This is a genomic window from Limnochorda sp. L945t, assembly GCF_035593305.1.
GTDB lineage: Bacteria > Bacillota > Limnochordia > Limnochordales > Geochordaceae > Carboxydichorda > Carboxydichorda subterranea.
On the sequence record NZ_CP141615.1, the window covers coordinates 2,407,554 to 2,424,173 of the forward strand.

At 71.2% G+C, this 16,620-nt stretch carries 15 protein-coding genes; 9 read left to right on the forward strand and 6 right to left on the reverse strand.

The window, feature by feature from the left end; all coding sequences use genetic code 11:
- The first annotated feature begins 3 nt into the window (after positions 1-3).
- Both U7230_RS11155 and U7230_RS11160 read left to right on the forward strand, forming a co-directional pair.
- A complete protein-coding gene (locus U7230_RS11155) occupies positions 4-768 on the forward strand; it encodes a sugar phosphate nucleotidyltransferase (RefSeq protein WP_324715916.1) in 765 nt (254 codons plus the stop codon).
- Entirely contained in the window at positions 747-1,769 is a 1,023-nt protein-coding gene (locus U7230_RS11160; protein ID WP_324715917.1) for a GDP-mannose 4,6-dehydratase, read from the forward strand. The genes U7230_RS11155 and U7230_RS11160 overlap by 22 nt, the downstream gene beginning before the upstream one ends.
- On the opposite strand, the gene U7230_RS11165 is transcribed toward U7230_RS11160, so the two are convergent.
- Genes U7230_RS11165 through U7230_RS11180 form a run of 4 tightly spaced genes read right to left on the reverse strand, consistent with a single transcriptional unit; the run spans position 1,717 to position 5,332 of the window.
- Entirely contained in the window at positions 1,717-2,739 is a 1,023-nt protein-coding gene (locus U7230_RS11165; protein ID WP_324715918.1) for a glycosyltransferase family protein, read from the reverse strand. The two genes, U7230_RS11160 and U7230_RS11165, sit on opposite strands and share 53 nt — an antisense overlap.
- Entirely contained in the window at positions 2,736-3,593 is an 858-nt protein-coding gene (locus U7230_RS11170; RefSeq protein WP_324718234.1) for a glycosyltransferase family 2 protein, read from the reverse strand. The genes U7230_RS11165 and U7230_RS11170 overlap by 4 nt, the downstream gene beginning before the upstream one ends.
- Position 3,594: 1 nt before the next feature.
- Positions 3,595-4,266, reverse strand: a complete 672-nt coding sequence (locus U7230_RS11175) for a class I SAM-dependent methyltransferase (RefSeq protein ID WP_324715919.1) — start codon at positions 4,264-4,266, stop codon at positions 3,595-3,597.
- Positions 4,205-5,332 (reverse strand): CgeB family protein, encoded by a 1,128-nt coding sequence (locus tag U7230_RS11180; RefSeq protein ID WP_324715920.1) that lies wholly within the window; start codon positions 5,330-5,332, stop codon positions 4,205-4,207. The genes U7230_RS11175 and U7230_RS11180 overlap by 62 nt, the downstream gene beginning before the upstream one ends.
- A 161-nt stretch (positions 5,333-5,493) precedes the next feature.
- Here U7230_RS11180 and U7230_RS11185 point away from each other — a divergent pair, with 161 nt between their 5' ends.
- Both U7230_RS11185 and U7230_RS11190 read left to right on the forward strand, forming a co-directional pair.
- On the forward strand, positions 5,494-6,225 hold the full coding sequence (locus U7230_RS11185) for a CAP domain-containing protein (RefSeq protein WP_324715921.1): 732 nt from the start codon (positions 5,494-5,496) through the stop codon (positions 6,223-6,225).
- Between the two features lie 100 nt (positions 6,226-6,325).
- Positions 6,326-7,225, forward strand: a complete 900-nt coding sequence (locus U7230_RS11190) for a DUF1028 domain-containing protein (RefSeq protein ID WP_324715922.1) — start codon at positions 6,326-6,328, stop codon at positions 7,223-7,225.
- Between the two features lie 24 nt (positions 7,226-7,249).
- Here U7230_RS11190 and U7230_RS11195 read toward each other — a convergent pair whose 3' ends face one another.
- A complete protein-coding gene (locus U7230_RS11195; RefSeq protein WP_324715923.1) occupies positions 7,250-9,754 on the reverse strand; it encodes a coiled-coil domain-containing protein in 2,505 nt (834 codons plus the stop codon).
- Positions 9,751-10,929, reverse strand: coding sequence for a metallophosphoesterase family protein (locus U7230_RS11200; RefSeq protein ID WP_324715924.1), 1,179 nt, complete (start codon positions 10,927-10,929; stop codon positions 9,751-9,753). Before U7230_RS11200 ends, U7230_RS11195 begins: the two co-directional genes overlap by 4 nt.
- A gap of 174 nt (positions 10,930-11,103) precedes the next feature.
- Between U7230_RS11200 and U7230_RS11205 the strand changes: the two genes are divergently transcribed.
- From U7230_RS11205 to U7230_RS11225, 5 genes are all read left to right on the forward strand, one after another.
- On the forward strand, positions 11,104-11,754 hold the full coding sequence (locus tag U7230_RS11205; protein ID WP_324715925.1) for a hypothetical protein: 651 nt from the start codon (positions 11,104-11,106) through the stop codon (positions 11,752-11,754).
- Positions 11,755-11,853: 99 nt separating this feature from the next.
- Positions 11,854-12,837 (forward strand): 6-phosphofructokinase, encoded by a 984-nt coding sequence (locus U7230_RS11210; protein ID WP_324715926.1) that lies wholly within the window; start codon positions 11,854-11,856, stop codon positions 12,835-12,837.
- Positions 12,838-12,897: 60 nt separating this feature from the next.
- Positions 12,898-13,755: an HAD family hydrolase gene (locus U7230_RS11215; protein WP_324715927.1), complete on the forward strand. Its 858-nt coding sequence runs from the start codon at positions 12,898-12,900 to the stop codon at positions 13,753-13,755.
- A 113-nt stretch (positions 13,756-13,868) separates the two neighbouring features.
- On the forward strand, positions 13,869-15,824 hold the full coding sequence (locus tag U7230_RS11220) for a GAF domain-containing sensor histidine kinase (RefSeq protein WP_324715928.1): 1,956 nt from the start codon (positions 13,869-13,871) through the stop codon (positions 15,822-15,824).
- On the forward strand, positions 15,796-16,464 hold the full coding sequence (locus U7230_RS11225) for a response regulator transcription factor (RefSeq protein WP_324715929.1): 669 nt from the start codon (positions 15,796-15,798) through the stop codon (positions 16,462-16,464). Before U7230_RS11220 ends, U7230_RS11225 begins: the two co-directional genes overlap by 29 nt.
- Positions 16,465-16,620 lie beyond the last annotated feature (156 nt).

The window sequence follows — 16,620 nt, forward strand, 5'->3', positions numbered from 1 at the left end:
ACCATGGTTCCAGTCGTCATCTTGTGCGGCGGGCGCGGCCTGCGCATGGCCTCGCGGTCGGGGAGCAGGCCCAAGCCCCTGGTGCCCATCGGGGGCCGGCCGATCCTGTGGCACCTGATGCAGCACTTCGCCACGTACGGCCATCGTGACTTCGTCCTGGCGCTGGGGTACGGGGCAGCGGCCATCAAGCGGTACTTCTTCGAACAGCTCTACCTGGCGGGCAGCCTGACCCTTCGCATGGACGACCAGCTCATCCGGCGCCACGGCGCCCGCCCTCCATGGCACGTCACGATGGTGGAGACCGGGCTCGATACCCCCACCGGGGAGAGGTTGTTACTCCTGGCCCCCTACCTCGACGCTCCCACCTTCTTCGTCACCTACGCCGACGGCCTCGCCGACCTCGACCTCGGCTCGCTGCTGGCCTACCACCGGCGCATGGGGCTGCTTGCGACCGTGACGGCCGTCCGGCGGGAGGTGCCCTTCGGCGTCCTGGAGGTCGAGGAGGGCAAGGCCCGCAGCTTCCAGGAGAAGCCGCGGCTCGACGTATGGGTCAACGGGGGGTACTTCGTCTTCGAGCGCCGGGTGCTCGACGTCCTCGCGCCGGGCGAGATGCTCGAACAAGGGCCGCTCCAGCGCCTGGCGGCGCAGGGGGAGCTGGCGGTCTTCCATCACCACGGTTTTTGGGCGTGCATGGATACCCCCAAGGACGCGGCCGCGCTCAACCGCGCGTGGAGGCAGGGTGCACCGTGGAAAGTCTGGACGGATTGAGCGTCCCGGCCGGCCCACCGTGGGCCGGCCGGCCCGTCATGGTGACGGGCGCTTCGGGGTTCGTCGGCGGGTGGCTCGCAAAGGCGCTGGCGGAGCGCGGCGCACCGGTGGTCGCACTCGTGCGCGACGAGACGCGGCTGCTCCGGTACTGGCGCGGCGTCTGGCCCGACCTCGTGAGCGAGGCCAGGGCGGACGTCACCGACCTGGCGGCCGTGGAACGGGTGCTGGCCGAGTACGCGGTGGAAGTCGTCTTCCATCTGGCCGCCCAGTCCCAGGTCACCGTGGGCCGGTCGGGCCCCGTGGCCACGCTCGAGACCAACGTCCGGGGTACCTGGATCGTGCTGGAGGCCGCCCGCCGCACCCCCACGGTCAAGGGCGTGGTGGTCGCCTCTTCCGACAAGGCGTACGGCGACTCCAGCGGTCTCCCGTACCGGGAGGAGGCCCCGATGGCCGGCCGCTACCCCTACGACGTCTCCAAGAGCTGCGCGGACCTCGTGGCCCGCAGCTACTTCCACACTTTCGGCCTGCCCGTCTACGTCGCCCGCTGCGCCAACATCTTCGGCGGAGCCGACCTCAACTTGGGCCGGCTGGTGCCCCACGTCGCCGTCTCGGCCCTGCAGGGCATCCCGCCGCGCCTGCGGGGCACCGGCGAGGAGAAGCGAGACTGGCTGTACGTGGAAGATGCTTGCAGCGCTTACCTCGCCCTCGGAGAACGCGCGCTCGACGGGAAGCTCGCGGGTGAGGCGTTCAACTTCGGCAGCGGGCGGCCGTACCGGGTGCTGGACGTGGTCCACGCCATCCTGGAGCTGGCAGGGCGGCCCGATCTCAGGCCGCACGTCCTGGGCCAGGCCAGGGCCGAGATCCGGGAGCAGTGGCTCGATCCGAGCAAAGCCCAGAAGCTGCTCGGCTGGTCGGCGCGGTGGGAGCTGCGAGCGGCCCTGGAGGCCACTATGGGCTGGTATCGCCGCTGGCTCGAGTCGGGCCGCTCGCCGGCTGCATGAGCGAGCGCACGATCACCGCCAGGCGGTGGCGGAACGTATGCTCCCAGAGCGTCCTGCGGCGGGCAGCCTCGGCGATCCTCCGGCGCTCGTCGGGGTGGGCGAGGTAATACTCGATCTTCTCGGCCAGGTCTCGGGCGTCGTGGAACAGCACGACCTCCTCGCCCTCCCGGTAGAGCCGCCGGATGTCCGGCCGGGAATCGTCCACCAGCTGGAACGCTCCGCACGCCGCGATGTCGAACAGCCGGTTGTTGGGGCTCCTGGCCGGCACCCGGCGGCTGTTGCGGTTGTTGGGCATGGTCTCCGGCATGGGGTCCCGGTGGATGTTGAGGTTGATGGCTGCTCCGCAGAAGTAGCGCGCCACTTCCCCTGCGTCGTAGACCCCGGGGCGTACGAAGCGCTTGAGCCGCGGGGCCAGGGCGTCGCCCCAGCCGGTCCAGTCGCCGATCAGTTTGACGTGGAGCCGCTCGAGCGCCGGAGCTATGGCGTTGAGCAGCGCCATGCGGTTGGGGAATCCCTGCCCCACCAGGCAGACGTCGCTCCTGTAGTCGGTCGAGACCGAGGACGGGCGGTAGACGCGCGGGTTGGTGCACCAGGGCAGGTAGGTCACGTTGCGGACGGCCTCCCGGTAGACCTCCACCGACGCGCTGTCGTTGGTGAAGACGTGATCCCACGGCTCGAGCCACCGCGGCGTGTGGAGATCGATCTCGTAGGGAGCCTCCGTGATCCAGACGGCGGTCCGTATACCGCGCCGCTTCGCCCGCCAGACCAGATCCGGGTCGACGGAGCCGCCGTGCAGGGCGAGCATGAACGCCCACCGGCCCGACTCGACCAGCTCCGCGGTCAGCTGGGAGGGGAGCACCTGCGTCACACGGGCGGCGAAGCCGGCTTCCAGGGCCTCGCGGATGTGGGAGGCGAGCCCCGGGAAGCCGAACGCCGGCACGTGCGCCACCAGCAGGAACTCCGGGGTCATGGCCGGGCCGGCCGGTGAACGATGCGGCGGTATCGCGGCCGGTCCAGTTCCACCTCGTCTTCGAACAGGCGCGGCCAGCCGATCTGGCCGACGAGCGTTGCCCAGCGCTCGGTGAAGCGTTGCCACGAGAGCTGTTCCCATTCGGAGGCCAGAGCGCCCGCCTGCCGGGTCGAGGTGCCCTTGCGGTGTTCCACGAAGACGTCCTCGGCCACCAGGAGGTCGAAGCCGGCCAGCCTCGCCCGCAGGCTCCAGTCGAAGTCGTCCGCCCCCAGGAGCATGCTCGCGTCGAGGCCTCCCACCGCCGAGCGCGCCGCCGGCGTGATCAACAGGCAGCACCCGATGAGGAACTTGACCGTGCGAAAATGCCCCCGGCAGGCCCGGTAAAGCCGCTCGACAAACTGGTCGAGCTCCTGGGTGCCCTGCGGGGAGGCAAAGGGCGCGGCCCCGTAGAGGCCGTACTCCTGGGGGCCCCCGATGAGGGAGCCAAGGGGGCCGACCGCCCCCACCTGCTCCGTATCGGCCATGTGGGCCGCCAGCCGCACGTCCCAGTGCGGGCCCACCAGCACGTCCGGGTTGAGCAGGATCGCCGGCGCGTCCGCCGGCACCCGCGCGAGCGCCTGGTTGGCGCCCTCCGAGTAGCCCAGGTTGGTGGCATTGACGATGAGCTCGATGCGGTGCGCGGCCGAGGCCCGGATCCGCTCGAGGTGCCGGCCGGTGCCGTCGGTCGAGCCGTTGTCCACCACGACCATGGCGGTGTCCGGAGCGCAGTGGCGGTCGAGCCGTTCGAGCACCGCGGGGAGCGTGGCCATGCTGTTGTACGTCACCAGGCAGACGTAGATGCCGGACCGGCTCAGCTCAGCTTCCCTCCCCGTCCGCCACGGGGTAAGCCACCACGTAGTAGACCCAGTGGGTGGCCTCGTCCCTCACCCGATCCGCGTCGAACCCCGCCGAGCGCAGCCCTTCCAGGATCACGGCGGGGACCTCCCCGCAGATCGGGCTTACCATCGGAGCCATCTGCTGGATGCGATACCCGCTCGATTCGAACAGCCGCACGATCCCGCGCCGGGTGAAGAAACGCAGGTGCGTGGCGTCCAGCAGCCCCTGCGGCTGGTAGACCCAGTCGCCCTCGAGCAACCCCTTGAGGACGCACCAGTGAGCGACGTTGGGTACGCTCGCCACGACGTACCCCCCATGGGCCAGGCAACGGCGCAGCGCCCGCAGCACCCGCCAGGGGTCCCGCAAGTGCTCCAGGACGTCTGCCGCCAGGATGCAATCGTAGGCGCGGGCCGGCAGGGCGTCCACCAGCTGCTCGATGTCGCCGGCGATCACCTCGTCGATGCGCCGGCGGGCCTCCTCGGCCGCCTCCCGGTTGATCTCCACGCCCGTGACCCGGCACGGCCGGGACCGTTTCAATGCTTCTCCGACCAGCCCCGGGCCGCACCCCAGGTCCAGGATGGTACGGCAGCTATCGCGGACCAGCCCTCGCACGTCCGGCCGGTCCGTGTAGTAGCTCCAGTCGATCGGCATGCTCCGCCCCCTCCCTTCCCCGCGCCCCGAGGGAGGCGACGATGTGCAGCATCCGGCGGATGCGGTGGTCGTACGTGTGCTCGGCGAGGACGCGCCGGCGGGCGCGCTGGGCCATGGCGCGGCGCAGTTGGGGGCGGCCCAGGTAATGGCGGAGCTTGGCAGCGAGATCCTCGGGGCCACGGAAGACCTCAATCTCTTCCCCCGGGCGGAAGTAGCGTGGAAGGTCGGCCCGGGTATCGTCCACGAGCTGGAAGGCGCCGCACGCCGCCACGTCGAAGGTGCGGTTGTTGGGGGAGACCGCCCCCACGTGGGAGGCGTTGAGGTTCTCGGGCAGGTCGTGAGGGCCGGGCAGGCGGTGCACGTTGAGGGTAATGGCTGCCCTCGAGTAGAGGCGAGCTTCCGCCTCGGGCCGGCCCGTGGGCGGCCGCACGAACCTTCGAAGGCGCGGATCCAGCGCCACGTCCCACCGGTCCCACGGGCCCACGAGCTCTACCCGTAAAGTCGCGAGCAGGTCCGCCATGGCGTTGAGCAGCCGTACCCGGTGCGGAAAGCCGCTTCCCACGAAGACCACGTCCAGCTCCTCGGGAGGGCCGACCCGCTCGGGGCGGTAGGTCTGTGGGTCGGTGCACCACGGCAGGTGAACGCCCCGGCCCGGCCCGTAGCGATCGACCGCCATTCTCTCGTTGGTGAAGACCACGTCGAACGCACCGGCCCACGCTTCGGGGCGGCGGTCGATGGTGTACGGGTCCTCCGTCACCCACGCCGCCACGACCCGCCCCAGCCGGCGCAGGGAACGGGCCGTGGCAGCGTCGAGCCGTTCGCCGCCCAGCACCAGCACCAGATCCCAGGGAGCCGGCGCGTCCCACCCATCTCGAGCCGCAAGGCCGTCGAGCAGGATCGCCGTCGAGGCGCGGGCAGTCATCACGCCCGCCCGGCGCAGTGCCGCCAGCACGGCCCGCTCGAACCCGGCAAACCAGCCGCCGAATCCCGTTCCGATGACGAGCGCGCGGGGAATGGTTGTCACCCCGTGCAGGATACGGGGAAGCCGCCAGAGGGGTGCCAGCACCGGAGGGCTGCTCCACGGGAGGCCGGCCGGCGGGTGCACTGCCAGCGATCTACCCCTGCCGTAGCGCTGGAGGACCGGGATAATCGAACGAGGAACGGGACGTTTCCAATCCGATACCACCCGGCCCACGGGAGGGGCAACGGAAAGGGGCCCTTCCCGTCATGCGCATGCGCCTTCCCGTGGCGCTCGGCCGGCCGCCGGGCGTCCTCTTGCTGGCAGCCGCCGTATGCCTCGTGCTCACGGCTCCGGCGCTCGCCGCTACGTGGTCGTCCTCGGGTTCCGGCACGTGGCGTTCCGCGCCCGTGACCTCCTGGCAGCCGTGGAGCTCGTGGTCGTCGAGCCCTTCCGGCACCTACACGTGGCGGCCCGGCACCGGCTCCGGCTGGTGGACGAGCCGTCCCGGCACCGCCAATCCGGGGACCTGGTATCCCGCTCCGCAGCCCCCTTCGACCCAGCCGCAGCCCCCTCAGCCGCAACCGCCCCGGCCTCCTGAGTCGTCTCCGGTCGTCGACCCGGCATCGGAAGAGACCCTCGCGAGCCTGGTCAACCAGGCCCGGGCTGCGAGCGGCCTGGCCCCACTGTCGGTGGATCCCACCCTGCGGGAGCTGGCACGGCGCAAGAGCCTCGACATGATCCAGCGCAACTACTTCGGCCACGATTCCCCCACCTGGGGCGGGCTCGCGCAGCTGCTCGCCATGGGTAACGTCCACTACATTTACGCAGGCGAGAACCTGGCCGGAGCGCCCAGCGCCCAGTCGGCTCACCAGAGCCTCATGAACAGCCCCGCCCACCGGGCCAACATCCTCAACGTCCACTACACCCACATGGGCATCGGGGTCGTCCGTGGAGGCCCGTACGGGCTGATGGTGACCGAACTGTTCGTCGGTCGCTGAACATGCGCCGGCCGAAGGAACGATCGAGAAGCCGGCCGCTGCCCGGTGGAGGAGTCGGTCGGCGCCGGGGAGAACCAACGCCACCGGGGCGGATGACATCATGAAAAGGATGCAGGCCCCGGTCGCCACCTTCTCCATCGTGGCCGCGGATCCCGGGACGGGCAGCCTGGGGGTCGCGGTGGCCTCCAAGTTCCTGGCCGTGGGGGCCGTGGTGCCATGGGCCAAAGCGGGGGTAGGGGCCATCGCCACCCAGGCGTGGGCCAATACCAGCTACGGCCCGGCGGGGCTCGAGCTCCTCGCCGCGGGTCACGACGTGGCCTCGGTCGCCCGGCAGTTGACGGCGAGCGACGAGGGCCGCGAGCACCGGCAGTTCGGGATCGTGGACGCCCAGGGCCACGCTTTCGCGTACACGGGAGCGCAGTGCCTGGAGTGGGCAGGCGACGTGACGGGCCCCTACTTCTCCTGCCAGGGTAATATCCTGGCCGGGCCGCAGGTGGTCGAGGCCATGGCCGAGGCGTTCCAGTCGTCGGGTGGCCGGGACCTGGCCGCCCGGCTGGTGGCGGCGCTATCGGCAGGGCAGCGGGCCGGGGGCGACCGGCGGGGCCGCCAGTCGGCCGCCATCCTCGTGGTGCGGGAGAAGGGCGGGTACGGCGGCTACACCGACCGGTACATGGACCTCCGGGTCGACGACCACCCGGATCCGGTCGCGGAGCTCGAGCGGCTCGTCCGCCTTTTCCGTCTCTACTTCGAGAAGGAAGAGAGGCCGCAGCACGTCGCGCTGGAGGGGGCCGTGCTCCTGGAGGCGCAGCAGGCCCTGGTGCGACTCGGGTGGCTCGGCCAGGCCACCGGTCGGCTCGACGACGCCACCCGGGAGGCGCTGCGGCAGTTCCACGCGGTGGAAAACTTCGAGGAGCGCGAGGCGCCGCCAGGGCTCATCGACCGGGTGGTATTGGAGTTCTTGAAGGAGAAGGCCGCAACGGCTCGCACCGGGCAAGCCTGAAGCCCCGATGCTCCGCAGGCGGTCTCAGCTCGCTTGCACGGCCTGCGCCGGGAAGGCAGGATCTCCTTCACCGGGCTGGCCTGCGTGCAGCAGCAGTACCTGCACGCAAGCCCCGGCCGGAGACGAGAGCATGGCAAGTTGACCCGCTTGCTCGACGGCCACGCGGTGGACCTCTTCGGGAGTGCTTTCGGGCTCGACCAGGACCAGGGGCAGCCACGTGGCGCCTCTCGGGGCGAGACGCACGGCCACCAGGCCCACCGCCAACGCCGCCGCCAGGCGGCGGCACGAAGCAGTGTCGCGCCAGGCAGGAGGGAAACGCTCCTCGATGCGGCGGATCTCGTCCGCCACCATCGACCGGACGCTCCGGCTCAGCCCGCCGGCCGCCCTCTGGAGCCAGTCGACCGCCAGGCGGTGAGCCTCGGTTTCCCGGCGAAGCCCTGCGAGGCGGTCTCGCAAGAAGGCGGCCTCTTCCATGGCCCCGGCCACGCTCCAGACGGGTGACCCGGGCTCGCGCAGCGCGGTTGCCTGTTGGAGAGCCTGGCGGCGCAGCCGCCAGCGGCGGGCCGACCGCCGTGCCGCATCCCAAAAGCGCGGCCCGGCGGTCTCGAGCCAGCGGGCCAGGCTGGCCGGATCCTGGGCCTGCTGCACGGACAGGGGTACCGGGCTCAGAGGAGCTGCGGCGAGCACCCACTCCACGAGTTCGTCGGCGACCACGAGCCGGCGTCGCTGCTCCTCCAGCACGGGCTCGAGGCGCTGGAGCCGGTCGCGGCAGGCGCGCCAGCGGCGGTAAGCTCTGGGCACCTCCTCGTCGTCCATCGACTCCAGCACCGGCGCCAGCCGGCCGCGAAGCACCGCGAGCTCCTCGTCCACGGCCTGCAGTTCCTGCCGGAGAGCGTCCAGATGGCCGGCGGTGATCCCCTCCGACTCCAGCGCGGCGCGCTCGCCCTCCAGGCGCTCGAAGGTGGCCAGACCGGCGCGAGCCTCGTCGTAGAGCGTCGAAAGGGCTTGCTCGTCGAGGGCCGGGAGAAGGGTCCGGGCGGCATCCTCCAGCTCCTGGATTTCCTGCCGCAGGGATCGGGCATGTACGCGATCCCTGCGAAGCCTGCGCTGCAAGGCCCGTCGCTTCGTCCAGGCCACTCCCGCCAGAGCGAGAGGCGCGACCGGCGCGAGGAGCGCCGGAGGGCCCGTCCAACCCGCCGGCCCCAACCCGGCCAGGGTCGCGGCCCCCGCCAGAGCCAGCCCGCCCGAAAAGGAGAGCAGCCCGGCCCAGGCGGTCGAGATCCACCGTATCCGGCGCACCAGGCGGGCGCACGACAGCTCCTGCTCGGCCAGCTCCCGCACGAGGCCCGAGCGGCGTCGTGCCCGTTGCAGGTGCTCGGCCAGCCGGCCTGCGACCTGCCCCAGATCCATCAGGCGCCACGCGCGCTGCAGCTCCAGCACCTGCCGGTACCGCTCCTGTGCCTGCCGGAGCTGCTCGACGTACCGGGCCATCCGCAACTCAGCCGGTTGCCGGCGGGCCAGCAGCGCCTCGCGGCGGCGCAACAGGCGCTCGCGAAGTTCGCCCCACTGCGCTGCCAGGTGCTGTTCCGAGAGGCCCAGGGCTTCGAAGGCGGCGAACCGGCCGGTCAGGGTCTCGGCCAGCCGGCGGACAGCCGCTTCGAGCGCGGCCAGTCGCCGGTAGCCCTCCATGAGGCGCCGGCTTTCTTGCAGGAGGCGTTCCACCGCCGCTTCGGGATCGGCTTTCCAGGGAGACCAGTCCACCTCGGGCAGAGGGGGCGTCGCTGCCTCGTCGGCCGCCAGCTGTTCCCGCAGGGCGGCCTCGACGGACTCTTGCTCCCGGACGAGCCGCAGCCGCTCTTCGATCGCGGCAAGCCGCCGCGACAGCTGGTACTGCCGGGTCTCCAGCTCTTTCAACCGATCCGAGAGGCGCGCAGCCGCCTCCAGAAGCCCGTGCCGCCCGGCCCACTCCTGCAGAGCGCGCAGGACGGAGGCCGGGGGGCGAACGTCGCCGCCTTCCCGGGAGGAAAGGGTGGCCATCAAGCGCCACCACGCTTCGGGCACGCGTACCCCGAGATAGCGCTCCGCGAGCTGCGCCGGCCGCGAGCTCCCTGCCCGCCTGCCTGTGCCCTCGTGACCGGCAAACACCCACTCCCAGCCGTCATCGCCCATGCGGGGGCGCGCACGGGGCGGCCACGGCGGGAAATCGAGCCATTGCACCGGAGGATCGGGGACCCGGGGCCGCCGCCGGAGGGCCACCGTCCCGCGGGAGAGCTCCCGGTACACCTGGTAGCACCACGAGCCGCTCTCGACAAGCAACAGCGCGGCCGGGGCCGGCCCTCCGCTCAGGAGCCGTCGTGCACCGGGAACGGGCACCGGGCCGGCCAGGGCCGACGCCACCCCTTCGGCGATGGCGTGGGCTGTCCGGGCCGACCCGCACGCCACCACGTTGAGGCCCGCTTCGAGAGCCAGGCGTACGTCGTCCAGCGGACCGAAGCCGCGCAGCCGGAGCGCGCGCACGCAGAAGGTCATGGGAGCGCGTCTTCCAGTGCGCCTGCGGCCAGGCGCCAGGCGTCCTGTAGGACGGGGAGGCGATCGGCCGACCCCTTCTCTCGCCACGTCTCCAGAGCGGACGCCGCCAGCCGTCCCAAGGCGTCCTCCCGGGAGGCGAGCGACGCGAGCCGGCGCTCGTCGACCGGGCAGGTACGATCCTCGATCTCGAGGTAAAAGCAGGCGGGAGCCAGGAGGGCCTTCAGTTCGCCGGCGTCCAGCGCGGCGCCCACCTCTCCGTCCCCCGTCAGCACGAGGCGCAACACCGGGCGCACGGCTCCGAGCCGGGCCTGCAGGTGGCTTGCGATGGTTCGTGCAGACGAAAGACCCTGCACCCCTGCCCGGATCGAGACGGAGAGGAGCGGGCGCACGGGGACCGCTTCGCGGCGAAGCCGCGGGGGCTCGCCCTCCTGCAGGTCGACGACGACGTAGTGCCCGGTGCCGGGATCGTCGAAGGACCGGCCGTCGACCGGGCCCGGGTAGACGGCGAGCGTGCGCCCGAGGGAGATGGTGAGGTACCGGTGTACGCAGCCCAGGGCCACGTAATCGTAGCCTGCGCCGGCCAGCGCGGCCCCGTCGATCCAGAGAGCGCGGTCTGAGGCCGGCCCTGCCTCGGGCATGCCCGCCGAAAGGCCGGTGAGCCGTGCGTGGAAGAGCCCCACGTGGATCCCTTCTCTGGCCGAGCGGGGCGGAAGTTGGGTAATCGGCCGGGATGCGGGCCGCCAGCCTCCCGTGAACGCGGCGCCGTACAGGTACACCTTCTCGCCGCCGACCAGCAGCGGGCCGAAGGCCGAAGGGTCCGGCTCACGGATCAGGAGCCCGGGCCACTCGCAGCCGTAGCGTCGATAGACGCTCGAGGGGTCGGTCCACTCGTCGTGGCCCCCGGAAACGGTCACCACCGCGAGCCCGGCGTCGACGAGGCGACGCAAAGCCGCCATCGTGCGCCACGCCAGGGCCGGCTCGGGATCGGGGCGGTCGAACAGGTCTCCCGCCACCACTACGAGGTCCGGACGGCGGGGCTGCTGCAAGGCCCAGCCGACCGCGTGCTCGAGCCTCCGGTCGCGCTCCTCCCGCCAGGCCCCCGCCAGGGAAGCCGGCAGGAAAGGCGCCGCGTAGCCGAGATGGAGGTCCGCCAGATGCAGCATCCGCACGGGCATGGCGCTCCACGCCCTTCTCCGGGCGCTTTGCCGGGCAGCAGCGTAATTGCGCGCGACGGCGACGATTCCTCCCGGACGCTGTATAATGCGGCAGCAAACCACACGGCGGGTAGACCATTCGGGGGCTCGGGACCCATGCCAGGCGCCGGCGGACGGCGGCAAGGCGCGAAGGGGATGGCCGCGAGATTGCTCGTGCTCGCGCTCACGGGCACGACATGGCTGCTTGCCGTTCCCGGTGCTCGTGCGGCCGCGGCCTCAGCAGACGACAATGCCCTGGCCGGGCGCCCGGCCGAACCGCCACCCTCCCTGGAAGCCATCATGGACCAGGTGCGCCGGACCACCCGCCTCATCGACGCACCTAGCCGCGTCCGCCAGCTGTACCGGGCCCAAGCCTTCGGCCGGACATGGGATTTCGAGGCCTTCGTCACCAAGGAATCCGACCGCGTGGTCGTGCAGAGCGAGGATGCTCCCTGGTTCTTGCCGCGCCGCCTCCAGCTGGACGTCGTCCAGGTCGTGGACCTCCTCGACGGGTATCACTTGCGGCTGGTCCCCGAGCAACCGGTATCCGGCAGTGCGGACCGGTGGGTCATCGAGGGGGTGCCCGCAGCAGGCCGCTCCGGGGCACGGTACGTGCGCTTCTGGGTCGAACGGGCGACCGGCCTGGTCACCCACCTGGACCTCGCCTACTGGTGGGGCCGACTCATCATCGACCAGGGGTACCAGCGAGTCGGAGCGTACACGGTGCTCGATTGGCAGAACGTACGGATCGAGCCGCTGCATGTGCAGGTGTACGTGCGCTACCGGGAGTACCGGTTCGGCTCTTGAGGCGGGCGATGGCGACGCTCTCCTGCAGGGTGGGGTGGCAACCTCGTTGAAACCCCTTTCGTGGGAGCGGGCCGGCAGGCCGGAAAGGGGTCTATCGGGATGAGCAGGCGGATCGGTGTCATCGTCGGCGGAGGCGAGTCGAGCGGAGTTCACCCGTTCCTCTGGGGGCTCGCTCTCCACCTGCGTGGCTTGGGGGACGAACTCTGGGGAGTCGACGGGGGCTGGGAGGGCCTGGCGGAGGGCGCGCTGCGTCCCCTGTCCGAGGAAGAGATGGCTCCCCGCCTTTTCCAGGGAGGCTCCATGCTCCGTTCCGGCCGCGCCGCGCCGGTCCCGGAGGCGGTGCTCGACCAGGGTCTGCGTCGCCTCGACGAAGCGCGCATCGACGCGCTCGTGGTCGCGGGAGACCATGCCAGCATGGCGGCGGCCTCCAGGATGGCCCGCATGGGGATCCGCGTAGTCGGCGTGCCCCAGACCATCGCCAACGACGTGCCGGGCTCCGAGTCCTCGATCGGCTACCCCAGCGCCGTCCAGCGTGGCGTGGAGGTCGCCGGGCCCCTGGCGCTCGAGGCGTGGAGCGAGGGCCGCACCGTCGTCATCGGCACGCCGGCGGTGTCGACCGGATGGCTACCCTTGGCCATCGCGCTGGACACCTTTGCCGATGCCGTCGTCATCCCCGAGGCGCCCGTCGACCTCGACGTCCTGGCCGCCGCCATGAAGAGGCGCGCCCCGTCCAGCAGGCGGGGCGTGACGGTGGTGGCAGCGGAAGGGGCGGTGCCCGGTGGGGTGCGGAGGCTGGCCCGAGGTCTCGAGGAGCGCCTCGGGCGGGAAACCGCCGTCCACGTCCTGGACGATGCCCTGACGCAAGCGGCCCCCTCGGAGCGCGAGTTAATGCACGCGCATCTCATGGCCAGGCGTACCGCCGAGGTCATCGGGGCCGGACGGTGCGGTGTCGTGGTAGGCTTGCTGGGAGGCCGGCTCGTGGAGGTTCCCCTGGAGCGGGCAGCCCGGGCGCCGCGGTCCGTCACGCCGGAGTGGCTCCAATTCGCCACACAGAGCGGGCTCGTCCTTCCACAGGCAGCCTGAGCGCGCCCCGCAGGAATGGCCGGTCACCGTGCGAAGTAGCTCCGGCAGGGAGATGCCGTCGTGCCGTCGCAGCAATCTGTCTCGGGGCCCGTGGAGGCCATCATCTTCGACATCGGAGACACGCTGTTGGGGTTTCCCGTGGCGTCCTGGGACGAGGTGGACCGTGCGAGCATCGACGCCCTGCGATCGGCCATGGAGCAGAGCCCTCAGCGCGCCGGGGCGATCGGAGCCGCGCGGGACGGCCTACCCCCGGATGAAACGCTGCTCGCCCTCTATCGCGAAGTCGTGGAGGCGCTCAACCGGGCAGCCCTGCCGGAGCTCAAGGAGGTGCCGGCTCGCCGCGTTCTGGAGCAGATGCTGCGCCGCCTCGGGATCACGGCGGGCGACGCCGAGCTCGATCGCCTGGAGCGGGCATGGGCCGCTCCACGGCTGACCATCCGGCGGCTCTACCCGGAGGTGCCCCGGGTGCTCGCCGGGCTGCGTCGGCACGGGGTCCGCCTCGGCGTCATCTCCAACATCTGGCTGAGCGGCGGCATCGTCCGCGAGCACCTGGATTCCTTGGGGCTGATGGAGCCTTTCGAGGCGGTGGTGCTCTCTTCGGAGGTCGGCTACGTCAAGCCCCATCCCGTGCTTTTCTCCATGGCGCTGGAGCAGATGGGCGTGAAGCCGGCTGCCAGCTGGTACGTGGGGGACAACCCCCACGCAGACGTGGCCGGGGCCAAAGCGGTCGGTATGCGCGCGGCCCTGGTAAAGCGACCGCCGCAACTCCGTTTCCACCCGTCGCCCCCGCCCGACGACCGTCCCTACACCGGGCCTTCGCCGGACCTGGTTCTTTCGGATCTCACCGGGCTGCTCTCGCTCGTCGAGGGAAGCCGGCCCCTTTCCGAGCGGGCGCCGGGCGTACCGCACGCCGGCTGACGCCGCGGTCCGTTGACCCCCGGAGACCGCGGCCGGTTAAATGAAGATGGGGCCGCGGGCTTCGCGAGTAACGCGGCCCGGTCGTCCAGCAGACCGCGGGGAGCATCGGTCGGTTGGCAAGAGCGGGGGCGACGCTCACCGCAAGCGAAGTGGCGTCCAGGCAGGGCCAGCGGGCGCATCGGGCGGAACCGGTGGTGGACCGGCTCCAGCGACAGCTTCGCGACTTCTTCTGGGCGCTTCCCCTGGTCGTGACGGGCCTGGCGGCGCTGCACCAGGCGTGGCTGTACGCGGTGCTGCGGAGCCTCGCACCCCGCTGGCACCCCTGGGCCCAGCTCGCCATCTATGGTCTCACCGGAGTGGTGGTCGCCTGGGTCGGGATGCGTTGGCTGGTCGACGCCGTGGAGCGGCGCGACCGGGCAGAGGCTGAGCTGCGCCGGGCGTACGCCGATCTGCAGGTGACACACAGGCAGCTGCTGGCCTTGCACGAGCTCGGCAAGCGCACCGCGTCGGCGGTCGACGTCCAGGAAGTCCTGACCCTGGCGGCTCGCGTGCCGGTAGAAACCCTGGATGCCAGGGGAACGGCCGTCGTCTACTTCGACCCGGCCCAGTCCCGAGCCAACCTGGAAGTCACATGGAACTTGAGCGACGCCGCTTCGGCCCGCCTGCGCCGGGTCGTCGACGCCGGGCTCGCGTCGGAGGCCTGCCGGCAGTGCCAGGCGCTCACCGCCAACATCAACGACCGCTGCCCGTTGCTCGATCCCTTGCGCCCTATCGCGGCAGAGGAAGACATCGGGGGGGTCATCTGCCTGCCCCTGAGCGTCGGCCAGGATCGGGTCGGGGTGCTGGCGACTTATCTCCGGGCAGGGGAGGCGCCGGACGTCGACAGGGTCCGGATGCTCAACATCCTGGCCACCGAACTGGCTCCGGCGCTGGAGGGGGCGCGCCTGCGGTCGCGCCTGGTCGCCTCGGTCAACTCGGCGCGCCAGACCGCCGATACGCCCCAGGACCTCTACGGCGTGTTGGATCGCGCCCTGAGCATCATGATGGAGGGGTGGAATGCGGACGCCGGCGCCATCCTCTTGAGCGCCGGAGAGCCGCCGGCGTGGGACGCGCGCACCCAGCGCAACTTCGGGGAACTGGGTGGTGAGCGCTTCGCCCTGGCTTTGCGCTTGGCCGGACTCGCCCGGGAGCGCCGGGCTCCCGTGGTCATCCCCCGCATGCGGGCACCGCATGGACTGCGCTCCATCGCCGCCATTCCCCTGGAGGCCGAGGGCCAGGTGCTCGGAGTCGCCGTGATGGCCTCCGAGGTGGATGGGCAGTTCGCGCTCCACCAGACCGACGTGCTGGAGGCGCTGGGCGCCAACCTGGCGCTCGTCATCCGCAACGCCCAGCTCTACCACCGGTTGAGGGAGATGGCGGTGCTCGAGGAGCGGTATCGGATTTCCCGGGAAATCCACGACGGGCTCGCCCAGACGTTGGGCTACCTCGGGCTCCAGGTGGACCGGGTCCGAAGCTTGCTCCAGAGGGGCCAGTACCACGACGCCGCCCAGGAGGTGGGCGCACTCCACGAGGTGATCCGTGAGGCGTACCTGGACGTGAGGGAGACGATCGATCACCTCCGGGTCAGCGCCGAGGGAGAAGGAGGCATCGTGGGAGCTCTCGAGCGCCTGGCCCGGGACTTCACCCAACGCTCCGGCATCACGGTGCGGACCCGGCTGGAGGCCAAAGACGCCTCCCTTGCTCCCGAGGTCGAGCTGCACCTGCTGCGGATCGCCCAGGAGGCCCTCACCAACGTCCGCAAGCACTCAGGGGCACGGCACGTCGAGATGGGCCTCACCCGCGACGAGCGCTTTGTCGAGCTCAGCATCGCCGACGCAGGCCGCGGCTTCGACCCGGCGGCCCTGCCTCCTTCTCACCATCACGGCCTTGCTTCCATGCGAGAGCGCGCGGCCATCTGCGGCGGGCAGCTCAGCATCGTGACCGGACCCGGCAAGGGGACGCGCGTCGTCGTCCGCATGCCGACGATGGGAGGCCACAGCGATGGCAGTACGCGTGCTCGTCGCGGATGACCATGCCCTTTTCCGCGAGGGCCTGCGCCGCATCCTGGCGAGCTACCCCGATATCGAGGTCGTAGCCACCGCCGCCAACGGCCGCGAGGCGGTGGAGATGGCCGGCCGCTTGCGCCCGGACGTCGTGTTGATGGACGTCCGCATGCCAGAGATGGGGGGGGTCCAGGCCACCGCCTCGATCCGGACGGCGCTCCCGGACAGCCAGGTGATCGTCCTCACCGTCTCCGACCAGGACGAGGACCTGTTCGGCGCCATCCGTGCGGGGGCTCGAGGGTATCTGCTGAAGAACGTGGGGGAAGAGGAACTGGTCGAGGCGATCCGCCGTGTGAGCCAGGGAGAGGCGATGCTCTCCCCCTCCCTGGCGGTCCGCCTCCTGGACGAGATGGCAGGGCGCAGGGAATCCGGCCCTGAAGACGCGCAAGGGCTCACGCAGCGGGAGTCCGAGATCCTCGCCCTGGCCAGTCAAGGGCTCACCAACCGGGAGATCGCGGATCGCCTCCACCTTTCCATCCACACCGTGAAGACCCACGTCCGTCACATTCTGGACAAGCTCCACGTGCGCAACCGCGCCCAGGCCGCCGCCCTGGCATCCGGTGGAGCGCCGCCTCCGCGTCCCGACAGGCGTAATCCATCCGGGTGATGCCGGCCCGCTCGCCCGCTCTCTTGACGCTCGCCCCTCCGTATGAGTCTGGCAGATGGCCAAATGGCCCGAACGCGTGATGGCGCCTCGGGTCGATGCGCTGCTTTAATCGGTAGTAGACAATGGGAGCGATTACGAGCAGCGTCGCCGGGCGAG

Coding starts and splice junctions, on each gene's coding strand:
- U7230_RS11225 (WP_324715929.1), top strand. CDS start 15,796: ATGGCAGTACGCGTGCTCGTCGCGGATGACCATGCCCTTTTCCGCGAG.
- U7230_RS11205 (WP_324715925.1), top strand. CDS start 11,104: ATGGCCGCGAGATTGCTCGTGCTCGCGCTCACGGGCACGACATGGCTG.
- U7230_RS11200 (WP_324715924.1), bottom strand. CDS start 10,929: ATGCCCGTGCGGATGCTGCATCTGGCGGACCTCCATCTCGGCTACGCG.
- U7230_RS11175 (WP_324715919.1), bottom strand. CDS start 4,266: ATGCCGATCGACTGGAGCTACTACACGGACCGGCCGGACGTGCGAGGG.
- U7230_RS11210 (WP_324715926.1), top strand. CDS start 11,854: ATGAGCAGGCGGATCGGTGTCATCGTCGGCGGAGGCGAGTCGAGCGGA.
- U7230_RS11185 (WP_324715921.1), top strand. CDS start 5,494: ATGCGCATGCGCCTTCCCGTGGCGCTCGGCCGGCCGCCGGGCGTCCTC.
- U7230_RS11155 (WP_324715916.1), top strand. CDS start 4: ATGGTTCCAGTCGTCATCTTGTGCGGCGGGCGCGGCCTGCGCATGGCC.
- U7230_RS11195 (WP_324715923.1), bottom strand. CDS start 9,754: ATGACCTTCTGCGTGCGCGCGCTCCGGCTGCGCGGCTTCGGTCCGCTG.
- U7230_RS11190 (WP_324715922.1), top strand. CDS start 6,326: ATGAAAAGGATGCAGGCCCCGGTCGCCACCTTCTCCATCGTGGCCGCG.
- U7230_RS11165 (WP_324715918.1), bottom strand. CDS start 2,739: ATGACCCCGGAGTTCCTGCTGGTGGCGCACGTGCCGGCGTTCGGCTTC.